Annotated in this window: 18 protein-coding genes; 13 read left to right on the top strand and 5 right to left on the bottom strand. The window is 57.9% G+C overall.

The window, feature by feature from the left end:
* Window positions 1-179 precede the first annotated feature (179 nt).
* From RIC29_13550 to RIC29_13530, 5 genes are all read left to right on the top strand, one after another.
* Window positions 180-362 (top strand): zinc-finger domain-containing protein, encoded by a 183-nt coding sequence (locus tag RIC29_13550; protein ID MEQ8735945.1) that lies wholly within the window; start codon window positions 180-182, stop codon window positions 360-362.
* 6 nt (window positions 363-368) lie between these two features.
* Entirely contained in the window at window positions 369-3167 is a 2799-nt protein-coding gene (polA, locus tag RIC29_13545; GenBank protein ID MEQ8735944.1) for a DNA polymerase I, read from the top strand.
* 291 nt (window positions 3168-3458) lie between these two features.
* Window positions 3459-4991 carry a tetratricopeptide repeat protein gene (locus tag RIC29_13540; protein MEQ8735943.1) on the top strand — a complete coding sequence of 511 codons (1533 nt, stop codon included), beginning with the start codon at window positions 3459-3461 and terminating at the stop codon, window positions 4989-4991.
* 170 nt (window positions 4992-5161) lie between these two features.
* Window positions 5162-6376: a class I SAM-dependent methyltransferase gene (locus RIC29_13535; GenBank protein MEQ8735942.1), complete on the top strand. Its 1215-nt coding sequence runs from the start codon at window positions 5162-5164 to the stop codon at window positions 6374-6376.
* 17 nt (window positions 6377-6393) lie between these two features.
* A complete protein-coding gene (locus tag RIC29_13530; GenBank protein ID MEQ8735941.1) occupies window positions 6394-6753 on the top strand; it encodes a hypothetical protein in 360 nt (119 codons plus the stop codon).
* Between the two features lie 41 nt (window positions 6754-6794).
* Here the strand turns inward: RIC29_13530 and RIC29_13525 are convergent, their stop codons facing one another.
* Together RIC29_13525 and RIC29_13520 are read right to left on the bottom strand one after the other, a co-directional pair.
* Window positions 6795-7565 (bottom strand): class I SAM-dependent methyltransferase, encoded by a 771-nt coding sequence (locus RIC29_13525; GenBank protein MEQ8735940.1) that lies wholly within the window; start codon window positions 7563-7565, stop codon window positions 6795-6797.
* Between the two features lie 237 nt (window positions 7566-7802).
* On the bottom strand, window positions 7803-8966 hold the full coding sequence (locus RIC29_13520; GenBank protein MEQ8735939.1) for a sodium-dependent bicarbonate transport family permease: 1164 nt from the start codon (window positions 8964-8966) through the stop codon (window positions 7803-7805).
* Between the two features lie 113 nt (window positions 8967-9079).
* On the opposite strand from RIC29_13520, the gene RIC29_13515 reads away from it, so the two are divergent.
* On the top strand, window positions 9080-9958 hold the full coding sequence (locus tag RIC29_13515; GenBank protein MEQ8735938.1) for a LysR family transcriptional regulator: 879 nt from the start codon (window positions 9080-9082) through the stop codon (window positions 9956-9958).
* Between the two features lie 25 nt (window positions 9959-9983).
* Here RIC29_13515 and RIC29_13510 read toward each other — a convergent pair whose 3' ends face one another.
* Both RIC29_13510 and RIC29_13505 read right to left on the bottom strand, forming a co-directional pair.
* Complete coding sequence (locus RIC29_13510) at window positions 9984-11507, bottom strand: SLC13 family permease (protein ID MEQ8735937.1); 1524 nt, start codon at window positions 11505-11507, stop codon at window positions 9984-9986.
* Window positions 11508-11541: 34 nt separating this feature from the next.
* Window positions 11542-13149, bottom strand: a complete 1608-nt coding sequence (locus RIC29_13505; GenBank protein ID MEQ8735936.1) for a phosphoenolpyruvate carboxykinase — start codon at window positions 13147-13149, stop codon at window positions 11542-11544.
* A 343-nt stretch (window positions 13150-13492) separates the two neighbouring features.
* Between RIC29_13505 and RIC29_13500 the strand changes: the two genes are divergently transcribed.
* A complete protein-coding gene (locus RIC29_13500) occupies window positions 13493-14197 on the top strand; it encodes a response regulator transcription factor (GenBank protein MEQ8735935.1) in 705 nt (234 codons plus the stop codon).
* Window positions 14198-14231: 34 nt separating this feature from the next.
* Window positions 14232-15917 carry a stimulus-sensing domain-containing protein gene (locus RIC29_13495; protein MEQ8735934.1) on the top strand — a complete coding sequence of 562 codons (1686 nt, stop codon included), beginning with the start codon at window positions 14232-14234 and terminating at the stop codon, window positions 15915-15917.
* 9 nt (window positions 15918-15926) lie between these two features.
* Here RIC29_13495 and RIC29_13490 read toward each other — a convergent pair whose 3' ends face one another.
* Window positions 15927-16817: an AEC family transporter gene (locus RIC29_13490; GenBank protein ID MEQ8735933.1), complete on the bottom strand. Its 891-nt coding sequence runs from the start codon at window positions 16815-16817 to the stop codon at window positions 15927-15929.
* 203 nt (window positions 16818-17020) lie between these two features.
* On the opposite strand from RIC29_13490, the gene RIC29_13485 reads away from it, so the two are divergent.
* The 5 genes from RIC29_13485 (at window position 17021) to ptsP (ending at window position 20977) form a co-directional block, all read left to right on the top strand.
* Window positions 17021-17470 (top strand): HPr kinase/phosphatase C-terminal domain-containing protein, encoded by a 450-nt coding sequence (locus RIC29_13485; protein MEQ8735932.1) that lies wholly within the window; start codon window positions 17021-17023, stop codon window positions 17468-17470.
* On the top strand, window positions 17463-18371 hold the full coding sequence (gene rapZ, locus RIC29_13480) for an RNase adapter RapZ (protein MEQ8735931.1): 909 nt from the start codon (window positions 17463-17465) through the stop codon (window positions 18369-18371). The genes RIC29_13485 and rapZ overlap by 8 nt, the downstream gene beginning before the upstream one ends.
* Window positions 18372-18517: 146 nt before the next feature.
* Window positions 18518-18922 carry a PTS sugar transporter subunit IIA gene (locus RIC29_13475; protein ID MEQ8735930.1) on the top strand — a complete coding sequence of 135 codons (405 nt, stop codon included), beginning with the start codon at window positions 18518-18520 and terminating at the stop codon, window positions 18920-18922.
* 14 nt (window positions 18923-18936) lie between these two features.
* Entirely contained in the window at window positions 18937-19212 is a 276-nt protein-coding gene (locus RIC29_13470; protein MEQ8735929.1) for an HPr family phosphocarrier protein, read from the top strand.
* A complete protein-coding gene (gene ptsP, locus RIC29_13465; protein MEQ8735928.1) occupies window positions 19202-20977 on the top strand; it encodes a phosphoenolpyruvate--protein phosphotransferase in 1776 nt (591 codons plus the stop codon). Before RIC29_13470 ends, ptsP begins: the two co-directional genes overlap by 11 nt.
* The last annotated feature ends 90 nt before the right edge of the window (window positions 20978-21067 follow it).

Raw genomic sequence — 21067 nt, 5'->3', positions numbered from 1 at the left:
TTCTAATGTAAAGTGAATAAGCCCAGCCTGGACGACTTGGCACGATGTGCGTTGGGTATCACTCCGCCTGTGGTCGGGTCAACGGGGTCGCTTTTGACCACCAACGGGGTTGCTTCACACGGTGGAGCAGGTCATAGAAAGGGACATCACATTCACCCTTGAACCAAGCGGATAAGACCATGGCAGAACCGGTTGAAACAGTAGACGTTGAGCGCACAGATGTGGACTGCGATGGCGGCGGTGGCACCTTGGGTCATCCCCGCGTGTATTTGAATATCAAGCCAGAGGTGGGCCATATCGATTGTCCCTACTGCGGCAAGCGCTTCGCCCTCAAAACGGCGTCTAACGCCACCTCTGAGTAAGCCGCAGTGGCCCTGTCTGCAAAGGCTGACCGGCTGATTCTGATCGACGGGTCGGGTTACATCTTTCGTGCCTATCACGCCTTGCCGCCGATGACCCGCTCGGACGGCGTGCCGGTCAATGCGGTCTATGGATTTTCCAACATGCTGATGAAGCTGATGGATGATCTATTGGATAAAACCGAGACCGAGCTGATTGCCGTTATTTTCGACGCGGGACGGATCACTTTTCGCAACGAGATTTACGCAGATTACAAAGCCAACCGCGACGAAACCCCGGAAGACCTGCTGCCCCAGTTTGATTTGATTCGCGATGCCACCCGTGCGTTCAACGTCGCCAGCGTTGAGATGCAAGGCTTTGAGGCGGATGACCTGATTGCGACGTATGCCCGCCTCGGCAAAGCCGAAGGACTGAAAGTCACTGTCGTCTCTGCCGATAAAGACCTGATGCAACTGGTCGACGATGACATCGAAATGCTCGATCCCATGAAGCAGAAGATCATCGGGCCTGAGCAGGTGATGGAGAAATTTGGGGTGTCGCCGGACAAGGTGATCGACGTGCAAGCGCTGGCCGGTGACTCCGCCGATAACGTGCCCGGCGTGCCCGGCATTGGCGTCAAGACCGCCGCCCTGTTGCTCAATGAATACGGCGATCTTGAAACGCTGCTGGCGCGCGCCGGCGAAATTAAGCAACACAAGCGCCGTGAAAACCTGATTGAATTTGCCGACCAAGCGCGCCTCTCAAAAGAACTGGTGACGCTCAAGAACGACGTCCCCGTAACGACGACGCTGGATAATTTCTTCTGGCAAGCCCCCGAACCCAGCGTGATTCTCGGCTGGCTGAAAGACCAGGGCTTCCGCAGTCTGGTGACCAAAGTCGCAACGGAATTGGGCGCTGAACTGGGCGGCGGCGACGCCGTTGAAAGCCCGGCCCTGCAAGCCGCTGCCGTGAAAGACGCAAGCTATGAGTTGGTCCAAGATGAAGCTGCGCTCGACGCCTGGATCGCCAGAGGATTCAAATCTGGCATTATTGCGGTTGATACGGAAACAGACTCGTTAGATGCCTTCCGCGCCAATCTGGTCGGGATATCTTTGTCAGTCGCGCCCGGCGGTGGCTGCTACATCCCCCTGGGGCATACCGGCAGCGGCGATCAGGGCACGTTTGATCTTGGCGATTCCGACGCCCCGAAAGACGCGCCCAAACAAATCCCAATGGACGTCGCCATCGCCAAGCTGAAGCCCTTGCTGGAAAGCCCAGGTGTTTTAAAGGTCGGGCAAAACATCAAATACGACATGCACGTGCTGCGCCGCCACGGCACGGGCGTTACGCCGGTAGATGACACCATGGTGTTATCTTACGTGCTGGATGGCTCGGCCCACGGGCATGGCATGGATGAATTGGCCAATCTTCATTTGGGTCACACCACAATCAAATTCTCGGATGTGTGCGGCAAAGGCAAAAACCAGATCACCTTTGATCGAGTGCCCCTGGATATTGCAACCGACTACGCCGCCGAAGACGCTGATATCACACTACGTCTGCAAAACATCCTCAAGCCGCGCCTGGTCGAGGACCGGCTGACCACCGTCTATGAGCGGCTGGACCGCCCGCTGATTCCCATTTTGGCGAACATGGAAGCAGCGGGCATCAAGGCGGATGCGGCTGTTCTGAAACACATGAGCCAAGACTTCGCCTCGCGGGCCGCCAGCCTGGAAGAAGAAATTCACAAACTTGCCGGCCGGGACTTCAACGTCGGATCACCGAAACAGCTGGGCGAAATTCTGTTCGATGAAATGTCCCTGCCCGGCGGCAAGAAAACCGGAAAAAGCGGCGCCTGGGCCACCGGTGCTGATGTGCTTGAAGACCTCGCCGCACAAGGTCACGATTTACCTGTAAAAGTGCTGGACTGGCGTCAGGTGACCAAGCTGAAAAGCACTTACACGGACGCCCTGCAAAACCAGATCAACCCGGATACAGGCCGCGTGCATACGTCTTATTCTCAGACGGTGGCCGCGACCGGACGCCTCAGTTCTAATGACCCGAACCTGCAGAACATTCCCATTCGCACCGAAGACGGGCGCAAAATTCGCACCGCCTTTGTGGCCGAAAAAGGCATGACCCTGGTGTCGGCGGATTACAGTCAGATCGAGCTGAGGCTGGTGGCCCATGTGGCCGACATCAAAGCCCTGAAAGATGCCTTTAAGAACGGCGAAGACATTCACGCCGCCACAGCGTCTAAGATGTTTGGCGTGCCAGTGGCGGGCATGGACCCGGCCATCAGACGTCGCGCCAAGGCCATCAACTTCGGCATCATTTATGGCATCTCGGCCTTCGGGCTGGCGCGGCAGTTGTCGATCCCGCGCGGCGAAGCCAAGGAATTTATCGACGCCTATTTCGAGCAGTTTCCCGAGATCAAAACCTACATGGATGAGACCAAGGCCCTGGCTAAATCTCAGGGCTATGTGACGACGCTGTTTGGCCGCCGCTGCCAGACGCCGGGCATCGGCGATCGCAACCCGAATGTGCGCGGCTTTGCCGAACGCGCCGCAATCAATGCGCCGATTCAAGGCGGTGCCGCAGACATCATCAAGCGGGCGATGATCCGGTTGCCGATGGCCTTAAAGCGGGCCGGACTGAATGCAAAAATGCTGCTTCAGGTTCACGATGAATTGATCTTTGAAGTGCCCGATGCGGAAGTCGAGGAGACCAAAGCGCTGGTCGAGCACGTGATGGAAAATGCGGCGCACCTGGATGTGCCTCTGGTGGTTGATGCGGGCTCTGGGGCCACCTGGGCCGAGGCGCATTAGGCGCAAAACAGGGATCAGCATCTGAAAAAACGGGCTCGACCTCGGGACGAGATTTTTTACAATAGGGCTCGCTCGTGGAACGAGCCCATGCACGACCATGCTTTTGTTTTGTTTTCAAGGACTTAAGGGTGAGTGAAACGAGCCCATGCACGCCCAAAAACGTTAGATTTCTGCGGTTTTTTTTGAGGGGTTAACGTTCACCAAGCCGTGGTTAAACGCTCGTCCATGCTCGGCCATGCTCATCCATGTTCCTCCATGGTAAATGCCAGACAGGTCGCTTATGTGTGAGTGATGTCACGGCTGTCTCTCTCCTTTCTCTGTGCGCTGGGTCTCGGCATCGCCTCTGGGTCTGCCGCGGCAGCGCCCATGGATTGCTTTACCGGGACCAAAACGCCTGCTGAACGTCTCACCGCCTGTACCGCGGCCATTGCGGATGAGGCGCTGACCGAGGCGCTGCGCAACCGGGCGTATCTGGCCAGGGCCGACCTGCGCCGCGCCGCACGCGATTTCGACGGCGCGCTGGCGGATCTCGACGCCGCCGAACGGATGGGCGGACTGGACTCCCAGGCCCGGCTGACCCGCGCCCGGCTGTTGTTTTTCTCGGGCCTGGCAGACACCGCCCTCGATGACCTGGATATTCTGATTGGCGGCGACCCGGGCCAAACCGACGCTTATTTGTTGCGCGCGGAAATCTTGCTTGATCTCGGCGAAACCGATCTGGCCATGCTGGACCTGGGCGAAGTGCGCCGCTTGAAACCCGATGACCCCGGCCCTTACCGGGTGCGGGGCCGGACCTTCCTGCGCAACGGGGACGCCCGCGCCGCCATCGACGAGTTGGAGCAAGCGGTTCAACTGGACCCAACCGACCGGGCAAGCCTCAGCCTGTTGGGCACGGCACGCTTACGGTCCGGACAACCGGCCCAAGCGGTCGCCGCGTTCAGTGCCTTGCTGGAGGCCAATCCGGACAACCTGGAAATCCGCATGATCCGCGCCGCCGCCCACGGCCAGCTGAAAAACTTCGAGGCCGCGATCGCTGATTATGATGTGGTGCTGGCCGCCCGGCCCGACGATCTGGAAGCCCGAGAATCCCGCGGCGTCGCGCACCTGTTTAACACCACCCCGGCAGCGGCAGAGGCGGATTTTACGGCTGTCTTGGAAAGCGCAGAGACCAACGAACGCGTCAGTCTGTTCCGGGGCAGCGCCCGCTTTGCTCAACAAAAATACGCCGGGGCCGACGATGACTTCTCGGCCGTGCTGACACGGTTCCCCGCCGATGCAGACACCCGCCTCAACCGGGGATTGGCCCGTTTGGCCCTCGGACGCCCCAGTGAGGCGATTGAGGATTTTTCGGTCGCTTTGGACAGCGAGCCAGACCTGACTCTGGCGCAACGCCGTCGCGCGCAAACCTACGTTCTGGTGGGTGATTTTGCCGCCGCTCTTACCGATCTCGATGCCTTGACCACCCCCAGGCCAGCAGATGCGATCTGGCGTTTTGTGGCTGCCAAACGGGCGAATCAACCTGATGCCGCCACCATGTTGGGCGAGATGACCCGAGGTCTCGACCCCACGGTCTGGCCGGGGGCGTTGATTGATGGCCTGGAAGGTCAGGTGACCATCGACGTGGTGCTGCGCGAAGCCGCGCGTGAGGCAGACCTCGCAAACGCCCGCCTCACCGAAACCCATTTTGTGCTGGGGCAACTGGCCCTGGCCGATCAACAGATGGACCTCGCCCGCCGCAGTTTTGAGGCGGCCGTGACCGCAGGTTCGCCAGACCTGATTGAATATCAAGGGGCAAAGCTGGAACTGGAACGGTTGGGCAACTGATGCCCCCACTCGCCGGACATGACGACTGAAGAATTGGCGTTTCGGCAGGGGAACAGAGAGGCAGATCATCGCCGATAACAATTGGCGGCGGGCGGGGTCTTATGTCAGACTTTCCCTCATGTTATTGTTTTAAGACTATCTGCACACGAACGATGAGGGAGAGAAACACCATGGATCGTCGTACCTTGTTAACCGGGGGTGCCGCTGTTATGACCGCCGCCGCCGCAGCCCTCACACCGGCGCGCGCAAAAGCCGCAACCGCTAAATCTGGCGGGTTCAGCATTGATGCGCCGCGCGGGCGTGAAGGATCTTACCCCCGCCTGCCCAGCCTGGACGTGCAGAGCAATCAGGAATTTCTGACCGACATCCGTGCCTTTGCCCAAGGCGGACGCGGCGGATTGACCCAGGCCGCCCGCGACCGGGTGAAGGAACTGTTAGAGGAACGTGGCCACGGCCCTTACGACGAACTGCCCATGGATGAGGTCATTGCCATGGTCGAGAACGACCCCACGGTAATGGCCAGCGCGCGGGTGTGGTTGAGCAATCAGCAGCTGACCTGGGCGGGCGTGCGCGATCTGTTTTACCGCGACCCGGACCGCTATCTCTCAGAACTCAAAGCCGCCGAGCGTTTAGGGCCCGGCAGTCTCGAGCTGAACCCCACCATGCATATTCCCGAGTATGCCAAGCACGAAATTCACATTCAGCCTGGGGGCTATGTGGGTGATCCGCTGGCCGGGTACATTTACGAGCATGGGCTGATCAACTTCTTCCTGGGTCACAACAAAAATGATGAAAACCAGGTGGGTGTAGCCGCTGCCGCGCCATTGCCACAGGACGGCAAAGTGCGCCGCATTCTGGAACTGGGGTGCAGTGCAGGCCAAATGACCGGCGCGTTAAAGCAACGCTTCCCCGACGCGGAAGTGTGGGGCATCGATGTCGGCGGGCCGATGGTGCATTACGCCCATATGCGTGGTGTCGACCGCGGCGTGAATGTGAACTACCGCCAGGCCCTGGCCGAAGACACGGGCTTCCCCGACGGCCACTTTGATTTGATTGTCTCGTACATCATCCTGCATGAAATCCCCAATGAGGTGAACACCAAGATCATGCAGGAAGTGTCGCGCATTCTGCGTGGCGGCGGGGTGTATTATCCGGTGGATTTCTACACCTCGTTCTCCCCGCCCAAAGATGCTTACGGCAAGTTCCGCCGCTGGTGGGATCACCGCTGGAATGGCGAGCCCTGGGCGCTGCAACACATGGACTATGACCTGGCCGCCGATCTGACCAACGCGGGCATGGTGGTCAACAAAGAAGGCCCAAGCGCCATGAACTACAACACCGGGTCTGGTCGCGGTCGACCGAACCTGATGGCCACAAAAGCGTAAGCGCGGAGGAACACAACATGGCAGATTCAAATAACGGCGAACGCCTGGGTGCGGAAACGGACTTCATCAAACACGATTCCGACAACATGGTGCTGTTGGGGCATCCGCATATCGACAACCTGATTCATATGGTGATCGCCCTGGGCGGTGAAATGTGGACCGGCCAGCAGCGGGTGAAAATTATGGAAACCCTGCTCACCAAACACGGCAAGGTCACCACCGAGATGATTGAGCAATATGAGCCGACCGAAGAGGAAAAAGCCACCTGGGCGGCCGAGCGCAAAGCCATGGTCGACCGGGTGTACAGCGTGATGGCGCGCAACACCAATGCGGCGCGCGACTTCGGATCCCCGGAGCCGAACATTGATAAGAGTTAGAGGGGCCGACTGAGTCGTCGACTCCACATACATAAAAGACATTACGACAGTCGCGCAACAAGGCTCCAGACGCGGTGGGGCACGGCGAGGACCTTTTCGGGAAACCGCTCTGCCAGCACGTGTCTAAGCTCGGCATCAAAAGTCTTCACCTTCTCCGGCGGTAGGCTGGCGCCAACGCCTGCACTCGCCCTGATGCGCCCCACCCAGTCATCGGGACTGTAGGGCACATCAAGGTCGAAGGAGAATGTTTCGCGGTGTTTAAACCCCGCGCGCGCAACATCAGCCAGCCACGCCGGATACATGCCGACGCCATTGGCAAACGCCCAATCGGGATTGTGTTTTAAAATCAACGCTTCCGTTGCGGCGACAACATTATCGTCGAGCGGGATCCAATCGAAGTGACAGATGACCAATGCGCCTGTGGGTTTGAGATGCGCCCGCGCGGACTGCGCCGCCGCGTCCCCCTTGAACCAATGCCAACATTGTCCGGCAATGATCAGGTCGAACGTTTCGTCACCAAACGGAAGGTCTTCTGCGTGGCCAACGTGGTAGGCGACGGACACATCGCTTTCGCGGTCGAGGGCTTGCGCCTGGGCCATCATCGCCTGGGAGATGTCCAGGGCTTTGACCTCGCACCCCGCCAGGGCAAACTGCCGGGCCAACGTGCCGGTGCCAGTGCCGAGGTCTAAAACCTGTTGTGCCGGGAGGCCCAACCCGAAGGCTTTCAGGCGCTCAATCAGTTCGGGTGGAAAGCCGGCGCGATGCTTACGGTAGTCGTCTGCGGATTTTCCAAAATCGACTTTTGCGCTCATACCCGACCTGCTCCCGAAGATAAATCCAGACCTGAATGTTACCCGAAAAACGAGGTCTGTGGTTTATCAAAGACCGGGCTTTAAGGAGTCGCGGTTATTGTGTGGCCCAGTCCGACAACATACCGGGCACAATATCAAACAACGGGGCGGCCCATCGCAACATGACGTTGGACACACCGCCCCGCAGTAAGCGTTTTCGAACTTAGAGCCTCTGACCCAAGCGTTTAGGGCCACGCCTTATCCGCCGATCAGGGCTTGAGCCAGCGCCACATACAGCGGAATACTCAGGATCGCCACGGGAGTCCCCAGCCCGGTTGAGGTGCCAACGTAGGCCGACGGGTTGGCCTCTGGCACTGCGCCGCGCATGGTGGGCGGGCCTGAGATGTCTGAACTGGAGCTCGCCATCACCGCCAGCAAAACCACGCCACCGGCAGAGAAGCCTGTGAGTTCATGAGCAATCATGCCCGCGCCGAAGCCCAGCAAGCCATGCACAAAGGGCGCGGCTAGACCATACAGAATATAGGCGTGCGCCACCTTCCGAAGCTCTGACAATCGCGCCCAGGCTTCCATGCCCATGATCAGCATGAGAATGGATAACAAGCCCCGGAACAGCGGCTCGTAAAAGCTTTTGTAGACGGAGTCCGGTTGCCCCAGGATGCCGATGGCCAACCCCAGCAGCAGGGCAGAAATGGCCGGGCTGCGAAAGGTGTCGACAAGAATTCCGCGCACCAGATCACCATCAACACCGCTGACTTGTACCTGCGCTTTAAGAGACGACCGTGACGTCTTGGGTCCTGGTGCCATGCTGGACGAGTCCATGTTAGATGGCCCCATGCCAGACGGCGTCATGGTCAGCGCGGCAGAGCCATCAGCGTGTATGTTGCTTTCTGCCTGGTGTGCGTGAGCAACGCTTGCCTGCCGTGCGACACTGAGTTTCGCCAACACGATGGCGGTAACCAACGCCGCGATATCCATGAACGGATAAAGCGCACCAATAAAGCCTTCGTAAAAAATGCCTTCATCGTCGAGGATGGCCATGCCCGCCGCCAGCGTCGACGCCGACACAGCGCCAAACAGTCCGGCGGTCGCCAGGCCATCAACGTGTGAAACACCCCGCCAGCGGGCGATGCTTTTGCTGCCCAAAAAAACAATCACCACGCCCACAACCGCCGCGCCGAGTGCTGGCACCAGCAAGGCCATCAGATCGGCGTTACGGACAGAAATGCCGGCCCCGAGCCCGACCTTCAGAAGCAGAACAATCACAATGAATTTGTAAACGGGCTCTGGCACCTCGAACTTGCTGCCGAGCGCCGCCAGCAGCATCCCACCGATAAGAAAAGCTAACGTGGGTTTCTGCAATTGACCCAGCATTGTGGTCGCAATCTCGAAAATGATGTCCATGTCATGAGTCCTCCTGTTGGCCTGCGGAGGGTAAGTACAGCGGCACGATACTAAAATAAAATATATCTTTATTGATTAATTGTTCTATTAAAAAGAACAATGTAAAGAGAACAATGGATACGCTGAACTATCATCATCTGCGCTATTTCCGCGAGGTCGCGCGGGAGGGCCATCTGGGACGGGCGGCCCAGCGCTTGAATGTGTCGCAGTCGGCGCTGTCGATCCAGATTCGTCAGCTGGAAGAGCGCCTGGGGCATCAACTGTTCGACCGTATAGGCCGGACCCTGGCGCTGACGGAAGTTGGCCGGATTGCCCTCGACCATGCGGATCAGATTTTTGGCGCCGGGGAAGAGCTGTTGGCGACCTTGGCGCAAAGCAGTACGGCCATGCCGCCGCTCCGGGTGGGCGCGTTGTCGACCTTATCGCGGAATTTCCAGCTGGGGTTTCTCCGGCCTATTCTGACGGACACCCAATGCGACATCGTGCTCAAATCCGGCAACACGAAACTGCTGTTGGGTGAGTTAAAATCGCTGGCGCTAGACGTGGTTCTGACAACAGAACTTCCGCACGCTGATCCGACGTCGGACTTTGCGGCCCAAAGAATAGCTGAGCAGATTGTGGGCCTTCACGGCAGACCTGAACGCCTCATTCATCCGTCGCTGAAAGCCCTGTTGGAAAATGAACCCCTGATTCTGCCAACGGAAAGTGCCATCCGCACCGGTTTTCAGAACCTGGTGACTCAATTGGGCGTCGCGCCGCGGATTGCCGCAGATGTGGATGACATGGCGATGGTCCGGCTGCTGGCGCGGGAGAATGTGGGGCTGGCCATTGCCCCAGCCGTTGTGCTGGCCGATGAAATTGCCAGTGGTCTGCTGGCCACAGCGGCGTTTGACCTGAACATTCTTGAACCATTTTACGCGGTGACTGTGCGGCGAAAGTTTCCGCATCCCGCGTTGGCAGATCTGCTCAAAGTTCCGGCTTTGCCAAAATAATCATACCGCTAGCTGGTACTGTGCGTTAGGGCGTGGCCCAGTCCGGCAGCACACCTGGGATGATATCAAACAGCGGCGCGGCCAGCAGGTAGGACACCGCCACCAGTACAAAAATACTGACGATGTTGAGCCAGATACCGGCACGGGCCATTTGCGGAATGGTGACGTGGCCGGACCCGAACACGATGGCATTGGGCGGCGTCGCCGGGGGCAACATGAACGCGCAACTGGCGGCCAGGGCAGCCGGAATACACAGCAGCAACGGATTCTCGCCGATGGCAATGGCGGCGGCCGCCAGCAGCGGCAGCAGGGTGGCCGTGGTGGCGGTGTTGGAGGTCACTTCGGTGAGGAAGATCACAACCGTGACCACAGCCAGCAGCAAGACCAGCGTCGGCAACCCGCCCCAGGCGGCCATGCCGTTGCCGATCCATAAGGACAAACCGGATTCCCCTGCTGCTGCGGCGAGACTGAGGCCACCACCAAACAGCAACAACACGCCCCAGGGGAGCTTACTGGCCCACTCCCAGTTGAGCACGCCATCGGCGCCGCCCTTGGTGGTGGTCTGCCCGCTGGGCACCAAAAACAACGCCAGGGCCACGGTCATGGCGATGCCCGCATCACTGAGTTTCAGCCACGGCAGGAGGTCGCTGAGCAGAGGCCGGAACACCCAGAGAAATGCCGCCGTGCCGAAGCCGATGGCGACCACCAACTCGCCGCGACTGAGGGGGCCGAGCGCGCCTTTGGCTTTGGCCAAAATCGCCTCCGCCCCTTCAACGGTGGTGTTGGGAATGGGATAGAGAAAACGGGTCAGCAGGAGCCAGGCCAAAACCAACAGGACGATGCTGAGCGGCAAGCCGACGGCCATCCATTCTGCGAAGCCAATCGTGACGCCGTAGGTCTGATCAAAATAAGCCGCCAGCAGCGCGTTGGGGGGCGTGCCGATGAGGGTCGCCAAACCACCGATGTTGGCGGCATAGGCGATCGCCAACACCAACGCCGTGTTAAAGCCGGGCAACGTGCTCTCTTCGCCCGCGTCGGAATGCAGCAGCGCCAACACCGATATGGCGATGGGCAGCATCATCATGGTGGTGGCGGTGTTGCTGACCCACATGGACAACAACGCCGTCGCCAGCATAAAGCCGCCGATGAGATTGCGCGCGCGGGTGCCGGTGAACGACAGCAATGACAAGGCGATGCGGGTGTGCAGACCCCAGCGCTGCATGGCCAGGGCAATCATGAAGCCGCCCATGAACAGAAAGATCAGCGGATTGGCATAGGGTGCGGCGGCGGTGTCGATATCGACCACGCCCAGCAGCGGAAACAGGGCCAGCGGCAACAAGCCGGTGGCATAAACCGGGATGGCTTCGGTAATCCACCACAGGGCCATCAAGGCGGCGACAGCAGCGGCCCGCCAGCCGGCGGGACTTAAGCCTTCAGGTGGTGGCAACAGCAGAAAGAGAATAAAGGCGGCCCCGCCCAGCACCAGCCCAACACGTTGGCGTGTGGGACTGGACGCCGGAAAGCGCGTGTCAGAATGCTGCGACGTCATACTGCTTAAACATCAGAGCAACGCAGCCAATTCGCTAGGCCGCGGCGCGAATGGCCGTGGCCATCACATCGGCATGCACATGGGTTTCGAACTGCTTGAAGTTCTTTTCAAAACGATCTGCGACGTCTTGGGCGGCGGTGTTGTAGGCTGCCTGATCCTGCCAGGTGGTGTTGGGCTGCAACACATCATCAGGCACACCGGGGCATGACGTTGGCACCAACAGACCGAAGTTGGGATCAGCTTTGAACGCGACGTTATCAAGCGTGCCATCCAGCGCCGCGTTGAGCATGGCGCGGGTGTATTTGATTTTCATGCGCTGGCCCACGCCATAGCCGCCGCCGGACCAGCCGGTGTTGACCAGCCAGCAGGTGGCCCCGGTTTTCTCGATCTTCTCACCGAGCAGCTTGGCGTAGACCGTGGGGTGACGCGGCATGAACGGCGCACCAAAACAGGCCGAGAATGCGGCTTGCGGTTCTTTGACGCCTTTTTCGGTCCCAGCCACACGGGCGGTATAGCCTGAGAGAAAGTGATACATGGCCTGTTCAGCCGTGAGCTTCGAGATGGGCGGCAACACCCCAAAAGCATCGGCGGTCAGCATGATGACGTTTTTCGGCAAGGGGCCGAAGCCGGTTTCAGAAGTGTTGGGAATGAAGTCGACCGGATAGGACGCGCGGGTATTTTCCGTCAGGGAGCCGTCGTTGAGGTCGAGCGCGCGGGTGGTGGGGTCCATCACCACGTTTTCGAGAATGGTGCCGAAACGCCGGGTGGTGGCGTAGATTTCCGGCTCGGCTTCTTCCGACAAATTGATGACCTTGGCGTAGCAGCCGCCTTCAAAGTTGAACACGCTGGTGTCGCTCCAGCCGTGCTCGTCATCACCGATCAGGACGCGGGATTGATCAGCAGACAATGTGGTTTTGCCAGTGCCGGACAGGCCAAAGAAAATCGCCGTGTTGCCTTCGGGGCCGATGTTGGCAGAACAGTGCATGGGCAATACGCCACGCTCGGGCAGAATGTAGTTGAGGATCGAGAAAATGGATTTCTTGATTTCACCGGCGTAGATGGTGCCGCCGATGAGGACCAGTTTTTTCGAGAAATTCACGACCACGAAAACTTCAGAGTTGGTGCCGTGGATGGCCGGGTCGGCATGACAGGACGGTGCCTGCAAGACGGTGAACTCGGGCTCAAAATCGCCGAGCGCCTCATCCTTGGGCTGAATGAACATGTTGCGGGCGAACAGGTTGTGCCAGGCGTTCTCGTTGATGATGCGCACCCGCAGGCGGTTCTCGGGGTCGGCCCCGGCGTAACAGTCTTGAACAAAAAGATCCTTGGTCGACATGTGCGTCAGGATCTTTTCATGCAGAGCGTCAAAGTGCTCAGGGGTCATGGGAACGTTCACTTTGCCCCAATCGATTGTGGTTTCGCTGACGTCATCTTTGACGATGAACTTGTCGTTGGGGGAGCGGCCCGTGTGTTGCCCGGTAATACAGACCAGAGCACCATCTTTAGACAGCTTGCCTTCATTACGGCGCACGGCCGTTTCAATGAGCTGGGCGGAGCCGAAATTCCAATGCACCGTCCCCTTGGTGTTAATGCCGTTTTTGTCGATGCCAAAAGAACTGACCACGTGACCTGTGTTATCCACCCTGAAACTCCCGAGAAGCAAAAAAAGAAAAGCCGGCATGGGAAGCGGGTAAAATGCCCCAACCGGCAGTATTTGAGCCTTACATAACCCCACGGAACACCCAAGGCAACAGGGCGTGGCCCCGGCAAAAATGGTGCAGCGCAACAGAACCATCCGGCTTTTCAGGCCAGGCCACATTTTTGAATTGTGGCAGAAATCAGGCAGCAAAACGCAGTAATTCTGCCATAATAGTCATATGTTATGTGCTCTTGTCGGGCGTGTTCAGACTGAAACAAATGCGGTCTGTGCGTCTCCCGGGTCCAAGAGGACGAAACTAGAGGACAAACCCAGAGGGGAGGCCGTAATGGCTCACCGAATCGCCTTGGTCGATGATGACCGCAATATTCTGACCTCCATCTCCATTATGCTGGAGCAGGAAGGGTTCGACGTTGCCACCTATCGGGACGGCGCAGAAGCCTTGCGCGGTATCATCGATAACCCCGTGGATTTAGCCGTGCTGGATATCAAGATGCCCCGCATGGACGGCATTGAGCTGCTGCAACGGCTGCAAGATAAAGCACCGACGCCGGTGATTTTTCTGACGTCCAAAGATGATGAGGTGGACGAGTTGCACGGCCTGCGCATGGGCGCCGACGACTACATCAAGAAACCCTTCTCGCAGCGCCTGCTGATCGAGCGCATTAAAGCTGTGATGCGGCGCATTGAAGCCCAAAAGGAAGGCGGCGACGGCGACTCAGAAACCGCCATCAAACGCGGTGAAATGACCCTCGACCCGGCACAGCACTTGTGCAAGTGGAAAGAAAGCCCTGTGAATTTGACCGTCACCGAGTTTCTGATCATTCAGGCGCTGGCGAGCCGACCGGGCCACGTGAAAAGCCGGGATCAGTTGATTGACGCGGCCTATGGCGAAAATATTTATGTGGATGACCGGACCATCGACAGCCACATCAAACGGCTGCGCAAAAAATTCCGGCATGTGGATGATGAGTTCGCAAATATCGAGACCTTGTACGGCGTAGGCTATAAGTATCGGGAAGCCGCCGCTTAACCCTGCCGCGACGGCGCCAGTCAAGGATGATCGCGTGCGCGCCGACCAAGACTTTCGCATTGCCCCAACGACCGAACGCAGCAACCAGCGCGCCAGCACAGGCCAGGCCGGCAGTGGCGGCTTGCGACTGACGTTGCTGACCCGGCGGGTGCTGGCGGTCAATTTGGTCGCGCCGGTGCTGCTGGGCTTGGGTCTGTTGTTTCTCGACGAGTACGAGCAATCGCTGATTGCCACGGAATTGGATGCTTTGCGCACCGAGGGCGAATTGATCGCCGCCTCAATTGGCGAAGGGGCGGTGGTGATCGAAACCGAAAGCGAAGCCTTCGGTGCCTTCATGCCCGCGGGCGCAACCCGGCGCATTGACCGCCCCAACGCCCAACAATTGGTGCGCCGTTTGGCTGGCCTAGCGAACGTACGCGCCCGGCTCTACGGCACTGGTGGCGCGATGATCGCTGACAGCCGGTTGCTGCGCGGACCCGGTGGTGAAGTCCGCGTCGTCGACTTGGCCGAGATCGAAGAAGACACCCTGACCCGCTGGCTGCGTGAGGCTTTTGATTGGACTGAAGCCATTATCGGCTCGCGCGAAGACCTCGACCCCTATGTGGAAGAGGTCAACGGCACGGCCTATGATTTTATGGAGGTGGTTGGGGCATTAGAGCGGGGCGAAGCCGCCAATGCCGTCAGGCTGGACGCCAATGGCCGCAAGATCCTGACCGTTGCGGTGCCGGTGCAATTTTATAAACAAATTGTTGGCGCAGTGTTCGTCTCGGAAGATGACTCCCGCGTTGAAGCGCGTTTGTTTGAAGTGCGCAGCGCCATCCTTACCATTTTTGCCTGGACCACTGGGGTCACGGTTCTGCTGTCCCTGTATCTCGCAGGTACCATCGCCCGGCCGGTGAAACGTCTGGCCGAAGCGGCAACCCTGGTGCGTGATGGCCGCAGCCGACAGCACACCATTCCCGACCTGAGCAAACGTCGCGATGAGATTGGCGCTCTGTCCAGCGCCTTGCGCGAGATGACGGAAGCGCTGTGGCAGCGCATGGACGCCACAGAACAGTTTGCGGCGGACGTGGCCCACGAGATCAAAAACCCGCTGACGTCGCTCCGCAGTGCCGTGGAAACCGTCGCCCGTGTCAAAGACCCAGACCAACAGAAGCAGTTGATGAGCATCATTCAAGATGATGTCACCCGGCTGGATCGATTGATTTCGGATATCTCCGATGCCTCACGTTTGGATGCAGAGCTTTCCCGGGCCGAGAGCGAGCCTGTGAATATTACAACCTTACTTGAAACCTTAGCCAGCATTCACAACACCACAGATAAACCAGACGCCCCTCACATTGACCTGGATCTGCCGTCTCATGATCCGTTGTCCGTTTCAGGGCTGGAAGGCCGTTTGGCGCAAGTGTTTCGTAATCTTATTGGCAACGCCGTTTCGTTCAGTCCTCCGGGAGGAAAACTGTTCATCCAAGGCCGCCGCGAAAACGGCACTGTCACGGTCAAAGTGCGCGACCAAGGGCCGGGAATTCCGCCGGGCAAAGAAGACGCCATCTTCAACCGGTTCTATTCGGAACGCCCCGAGGACGAGAAATTCGGCACGCATTCAGGGCTGGGGTTGTCGATTTCGAAACAAATCATTGAAGCCCATAAGGGCACCATCAGCGCCGCCAACCGGGAGGACGGCGGTGCTGTGTTTACGGTGCGTCTGCCTGCTTCATAAACCCGGAGCTTACAAGCCAGGGCCGGCCAAAACATAGGCGAGTAAAAAAGGCAGGGTCATAAACGACAACACCGTCGACACCACAACAATGCCAGCAACTTCAGTTGGGCGGTTGTCGTAACGTAGCGCAAACAGATAATTGAACACCGCCGTCGGCATCGCCGATTGAATAATGACAGCGGCGCGGGCCACCCCATCAAGACCGAGTAGAGCTGAAATGCCGACACCAGCGGCAAAGCCCAGACTTAAACGCGCAACGGAATAGACCGTGCTGCGCATCAGATCATTCGGCCTGAGACGCGACAGCGAAATACCGAGAGACATCAACATCAACGGAATGACCATCCCCGCGATGGTATCAACTGTGCCGCTGATCCAGCGTGGCAAGGCCGCCTCTATGATCAGCAATACAAAAGCGACGGCGGCCGCCCACAAAACAGGATTTCCGATAACGTCTTTGATGGCCATCCGGCCTGCGGCAACGCCAACGCCCAAGGTGAACTGGGTCAACGCCATGACTGAAAAGAACGCCACGGACAGGGCCAAGCCTTCATCACCAAACGCAAACAGGCACAGCGGAATGCCAATATTGCCTGAATTGGGAAAGGTCAGAGCCGGCAGATAAACCTTAAGCGACTTGCCGGCCAAGCGAAGTCCTACAGTGGCGATGAAGGTCACTGACGCCACCACGAGAAGGGCAGCAAGGCCCATTTCTTGAATCACATCAGGGTCCGGCCGGTTGGCCAATAAGGTCGAAACAATCAGACACGGCGCGCCGATGTTGGTCACCAGATAGGCCACCATATTGGTGTCGAAGGGCAAGCCCTTGCGGTCCCAGGCAAAACCGATCAAGGCCAAAATCCCCACAGGGGCCATCACAGAGAGGATTTCAAGAAGCATTGCTGAGAGCGAGTCCGCACTTTTTGAGTTTAAAAGCCCTGACGCATAAGTCCTGAATCAGAGACCGTGATAGGATGCGGGTATATCAGATGCGCGGCCAGTGAACAGGGTGATCACACTTTGGGGCTAGTAGAGCGGTGCCGCTTGACCAGATGCAGGTCAAAGGATCAGGCTCATATCATGAGTATGACTATAGTAAGACTATGACGACTGTGATTCATGCCTCTTGCGTGTCTCTTGACGGACTTGGTGTTCTGCTGCGCGGCCCCTCTGGGGCGGGCAAATCAGACTTGGCCCTGCGCCTGATTGACGACGGCGCAAAACTTGTGTCTGACGACTATTGCGAGGTCAGCGTCACAAACGGCACGCTCATTGCCGCAGCGCCACAGACCATCGCCGGTAAGATGGAAGTCCGGGGCATCGGGATCATCACCATGCCCTTCACGTCGCCAGCAGCGATTGGACTGGTGGTAGATTTGATGCCGGTTAAGGAGATCCAGCGTATGCCGGAGTCCTTATCGTGTTTGCTTGAAGGCGTAACTCTGCCAAGGATTCAAATCGATGCGCTGTTACCCTCAGCCTTAGCAAGAGTGAAACTCGCGGCGCACAGGATCAATGCGTTTGGCGCAATTGTGGAACGTTCAGATGACTGAAACACCACCGAAATTGAGTGATGAGGGCGTCCGCCTTTTCATCGTCACAGGCATGTCGGGAGCCGGCAAAAGCTCGGCGTTAAACGCCATGGAAGACCTCGGGTTTGAAACCGTCGATAATCTGCCTGTGTATCTGTTAGAAGCTGCACTGCGCGGTGGTGGACCTGACCGGCCGCTGGTGATTGGCATCGACGTCCGCACCCGTGACTTCGATGCCGAAAACCTGGTCAAGGCATTACAGCATATTGCCCAAGAGGGCACCTCTGATGGCGCGCAAGGTGACCGTGTAACACCAACCCTGATTTATCTCGACAGTGACGATGAGGTCTTGCAGCGGCGATTCACAGAAACACGTCGACCTCATCCGTTAGCCGGAGATCTTCCCGTCGCGAGCGCCATTACATTGGAACGTGACTTGCTTCGTCCTGTCCAGGCGGCGGCGGATTTGGTGCTTGATACCTCTAACCTCACAACCGCAGATTTGAAACGGTTGTTGGAAAAAACCTTCAGCGATAAAGCCGAACGCGCCATGCATATTCATTTGGTGTCCTTCGGGTATCGCAATGGACTGCCACGCGAGGCCGACTTGGTGTTTGATGTGCGCTTCCTGCGTAACCCCCATTATGTGCCGGATCTCAAACCCCTATCCGGACTCGATCAACCCGTGGGTGATTATGTGGCCGCCGATCAAGACTTTGAGTCGTTTATGGTGCACCTTAAAGGTTTACTGATGCCACTGTTGCCACGCTACCGGGAAGAAGGCAAAAGTTACCTGACCATTGCCATTGGCTGCACCGGGGGACGGCATCGGTCTGTTTATACCGTTGAACAGATGGCCAAATGGCTCACATCACAGGGGATTGCGTTTGACTTCCGCCACCGTGACCTGAATGATCAATAAGGGAATATGAACCTGATTTTGATATTAGACCTTGAATAAAATGAGCCTTAGCCCAATAGGGCCTTAAACAGATACATAACTGAACTCACACACGCGGTACTCTTGTAAACACAAGACATACCGCATCATAAACGGACGCTTCATAGATGATTGGCATGGTTCTCGTAACGCATGGTCGGCTCGCGCTGGAATTGTTTGCCGCGCTGGAACATGTGGTTGGCCCGCAAACCCAAACAGCCAGTATTTGCATCGGACCTGACGATGATATGGAACAACGTCGTGCCGAAATTGTGGCCGCTGTTGAAAAAGTAGACTCTGGCAAAGGCGTGGTTGTTCTGACCGACATGTTTGGTGGCACACCGTCGAATCTGGCGATCTCGATTATGGAAAATGCCAACGTGGAAGTGATCGCCGGGGTTAATTTGCCCTTGTTGATCAAACTGGCCTCGGTGCGCTCAACTGAACCCATGGACAAAGCCGTACTGCAGGCCCAAGACGCTGGGCGTAAATATATCAATGTGGCCTCTGCTCTGCTGGCCCAGAGCGAGTAGAGTAATAATCTGCAATGTCAGACCCCATTCACCGCACGGCCAGAATCATAAACACCAAAGGACTGCACGCGCGAGCGGCGGCAAAATTCTGCAAGACAGCTGAACAATTTGATGCCCAAGTCACCGTGTCACGCGGGGAACTGGAAGTCTCAAGTTGCTCTATCATGGGCCTATTGATGCTCGCCGCTGCACCGGGAACTGAGATCAGCTTATCCGCAACCGGCGCAGACGCCGCAGCGGCAGTGGATAGCTTGTGCCAGCTCGTAGAGGACGGCTTCCATGAAGACTGATCCCCCTGCGCGCAAAGACAGCGGCAAAGAGCAGCAGTTTTCAGGATTAGCCGTGGGGCGCGGGATCGCCATTGGCACCGTGTATCGTCATGATTCGCGCTACAACGTGTATGTGCGAGAAGTCCGCATTCCAGCGAGCCGCATCAAGCGTGAGCAAGCCAGACTGACCAATGCCGCGCGCAAGTCGAGCCGGGAAATCGACCTGCTTCAGAAAAAGGCCTCACAGTTGCCGGGTGCCGCACGCGAAGAGCTCGGCTATCTTTTGGATGCCTATCAACAGATGCTCAAGGGATCACGCTTGATCCGCGGCGTCGAAAAACGCATCGAACAAGACCGAATCAATGCCGAAGCTGCGGTTCTTAAAGAAATCAATCTGATGGAAGAAGCCTTTGCGGCTATGGAAGACAGCTACTTGTCGACCCGCATTGACGACATCCGTGAGGTCGGGAACCGCTTGGTGCGGTGCCTGGGCAAAAAAGAGTCCGTTGCGTTTGGATCCCTGCCGCGCAATGCCGTAATCGTCAGCGATGAACTGTCACCGGCTGATACGGCTTTGCTAGACCCGAGCCAAGTGGCCGGTCTGGCCACCGTACTCGGTGGCGTTGAAAGTCATACGGCGATCATGGCCCGTTCCTTGGCTCTGCCTGCTGTTGTTGCAGCCACGGAGCTTACAAACTGGGCACGCAATGGCGACACGTTGATCGTCGATGGCAGCGCCGGATATGTCATTCTCAATCCGACGGCAGCGACGTTGGCGGAATATCGCAAGCGCCGCGCGGCCTATTTACGCAGCCGCAGATTACTGGACAAATTGCGCACGGTCCCAGCGGTGACTCAAGATGGCGTGGCGGTAAATCTCCAGGCCAATATTGAGCTGCCAACCGAGATCGACAGCGTCATTAAATCCGGCGCGACCGGCATTGGACTGCTGCGCAGTGAGTTCCTGTTTATGAACCGGACTGACCTGCCTCGGGAAGACGAGCAGTTCGAAGTTCTACGCAATGTTGTCGACCGGATGGATGGACGCCCGGTGACCATTCGCACCCTCGATATTGGCGCGGACAAACTGAGCGATGCCCTTGGCTTCGAACCCGGCCCCAATCCATCGCTTGGATTACGCGCCATCCGTTTCTCGCTGCGCCACCGCAAACCCTTCATGGAACAACTGACCGCTATTCTGCGCGCCGGCGCCTATGGCCCGGTTCGAATTCTTCTGCCCATGGTCTGTACCGTAGGAGAAGTGCGCGAGGTCCGGCGCATTTTAACCCGATTGGCTGGCCGGCTTAGACGCAAGGGCGTGAAAATTGCAGACCCGATTCCACCGCTTGGAATCATGATCGAGATTCCGGGGGCCGCTTTGGCGGCAGACGCTCTGGCCGCCGAGGCCGATTTTTTCGCCATTGGCACGAACGATTTAACACAATACACACTGGCCATTGATCGCAGCGACGAAACCGTAGCGCACCTCTACAATCCGCTGCACCCAGCCGTCCTGAGACTGATCCAGTTTTCAGCTGAAGCCGCCGCCGCCGCCGGTATACCTGTGTCGATTTGCGGCGAAATGGCCGGCGATGAACGCTTAACCCCACTTCTACTGGGTTTAGGCATCACGGAACTGTCGATGGCTGCAGGCAGTATTCCGCGGGTGAAAAAGCGGGTGCGTGCGCTCAACCTCTCCGCCGTGTCCGGCCGCGCCCGGCGGCTGACCAATGACGCGGATTCCGAGCGTCTGAACGCCTTTATTCAAGAGATGGCAAACGTATAACCCCCGTTTTGAACGGGGGCAGCGGCTTGCTCACAACCGAGTCGACTGGTATATGCGGTGCAAATTTCAACTGGCCAACCTGATTACTCC

The sequence above is a fragment of the Rhodospirillaceae bacterium genome (assembly GCA_040219235.1).
GTDB lineage: Bacteria > Pseudomonadota > Alphaproteobacteria > Rhodospirillales > Rhodospirillaceae > WLXB01.
The sequence above is the reverse complement of the archived record's forward strand: the minus strand, read 5'-3'. Positions and strand labels throughout refer to the sequence as shown.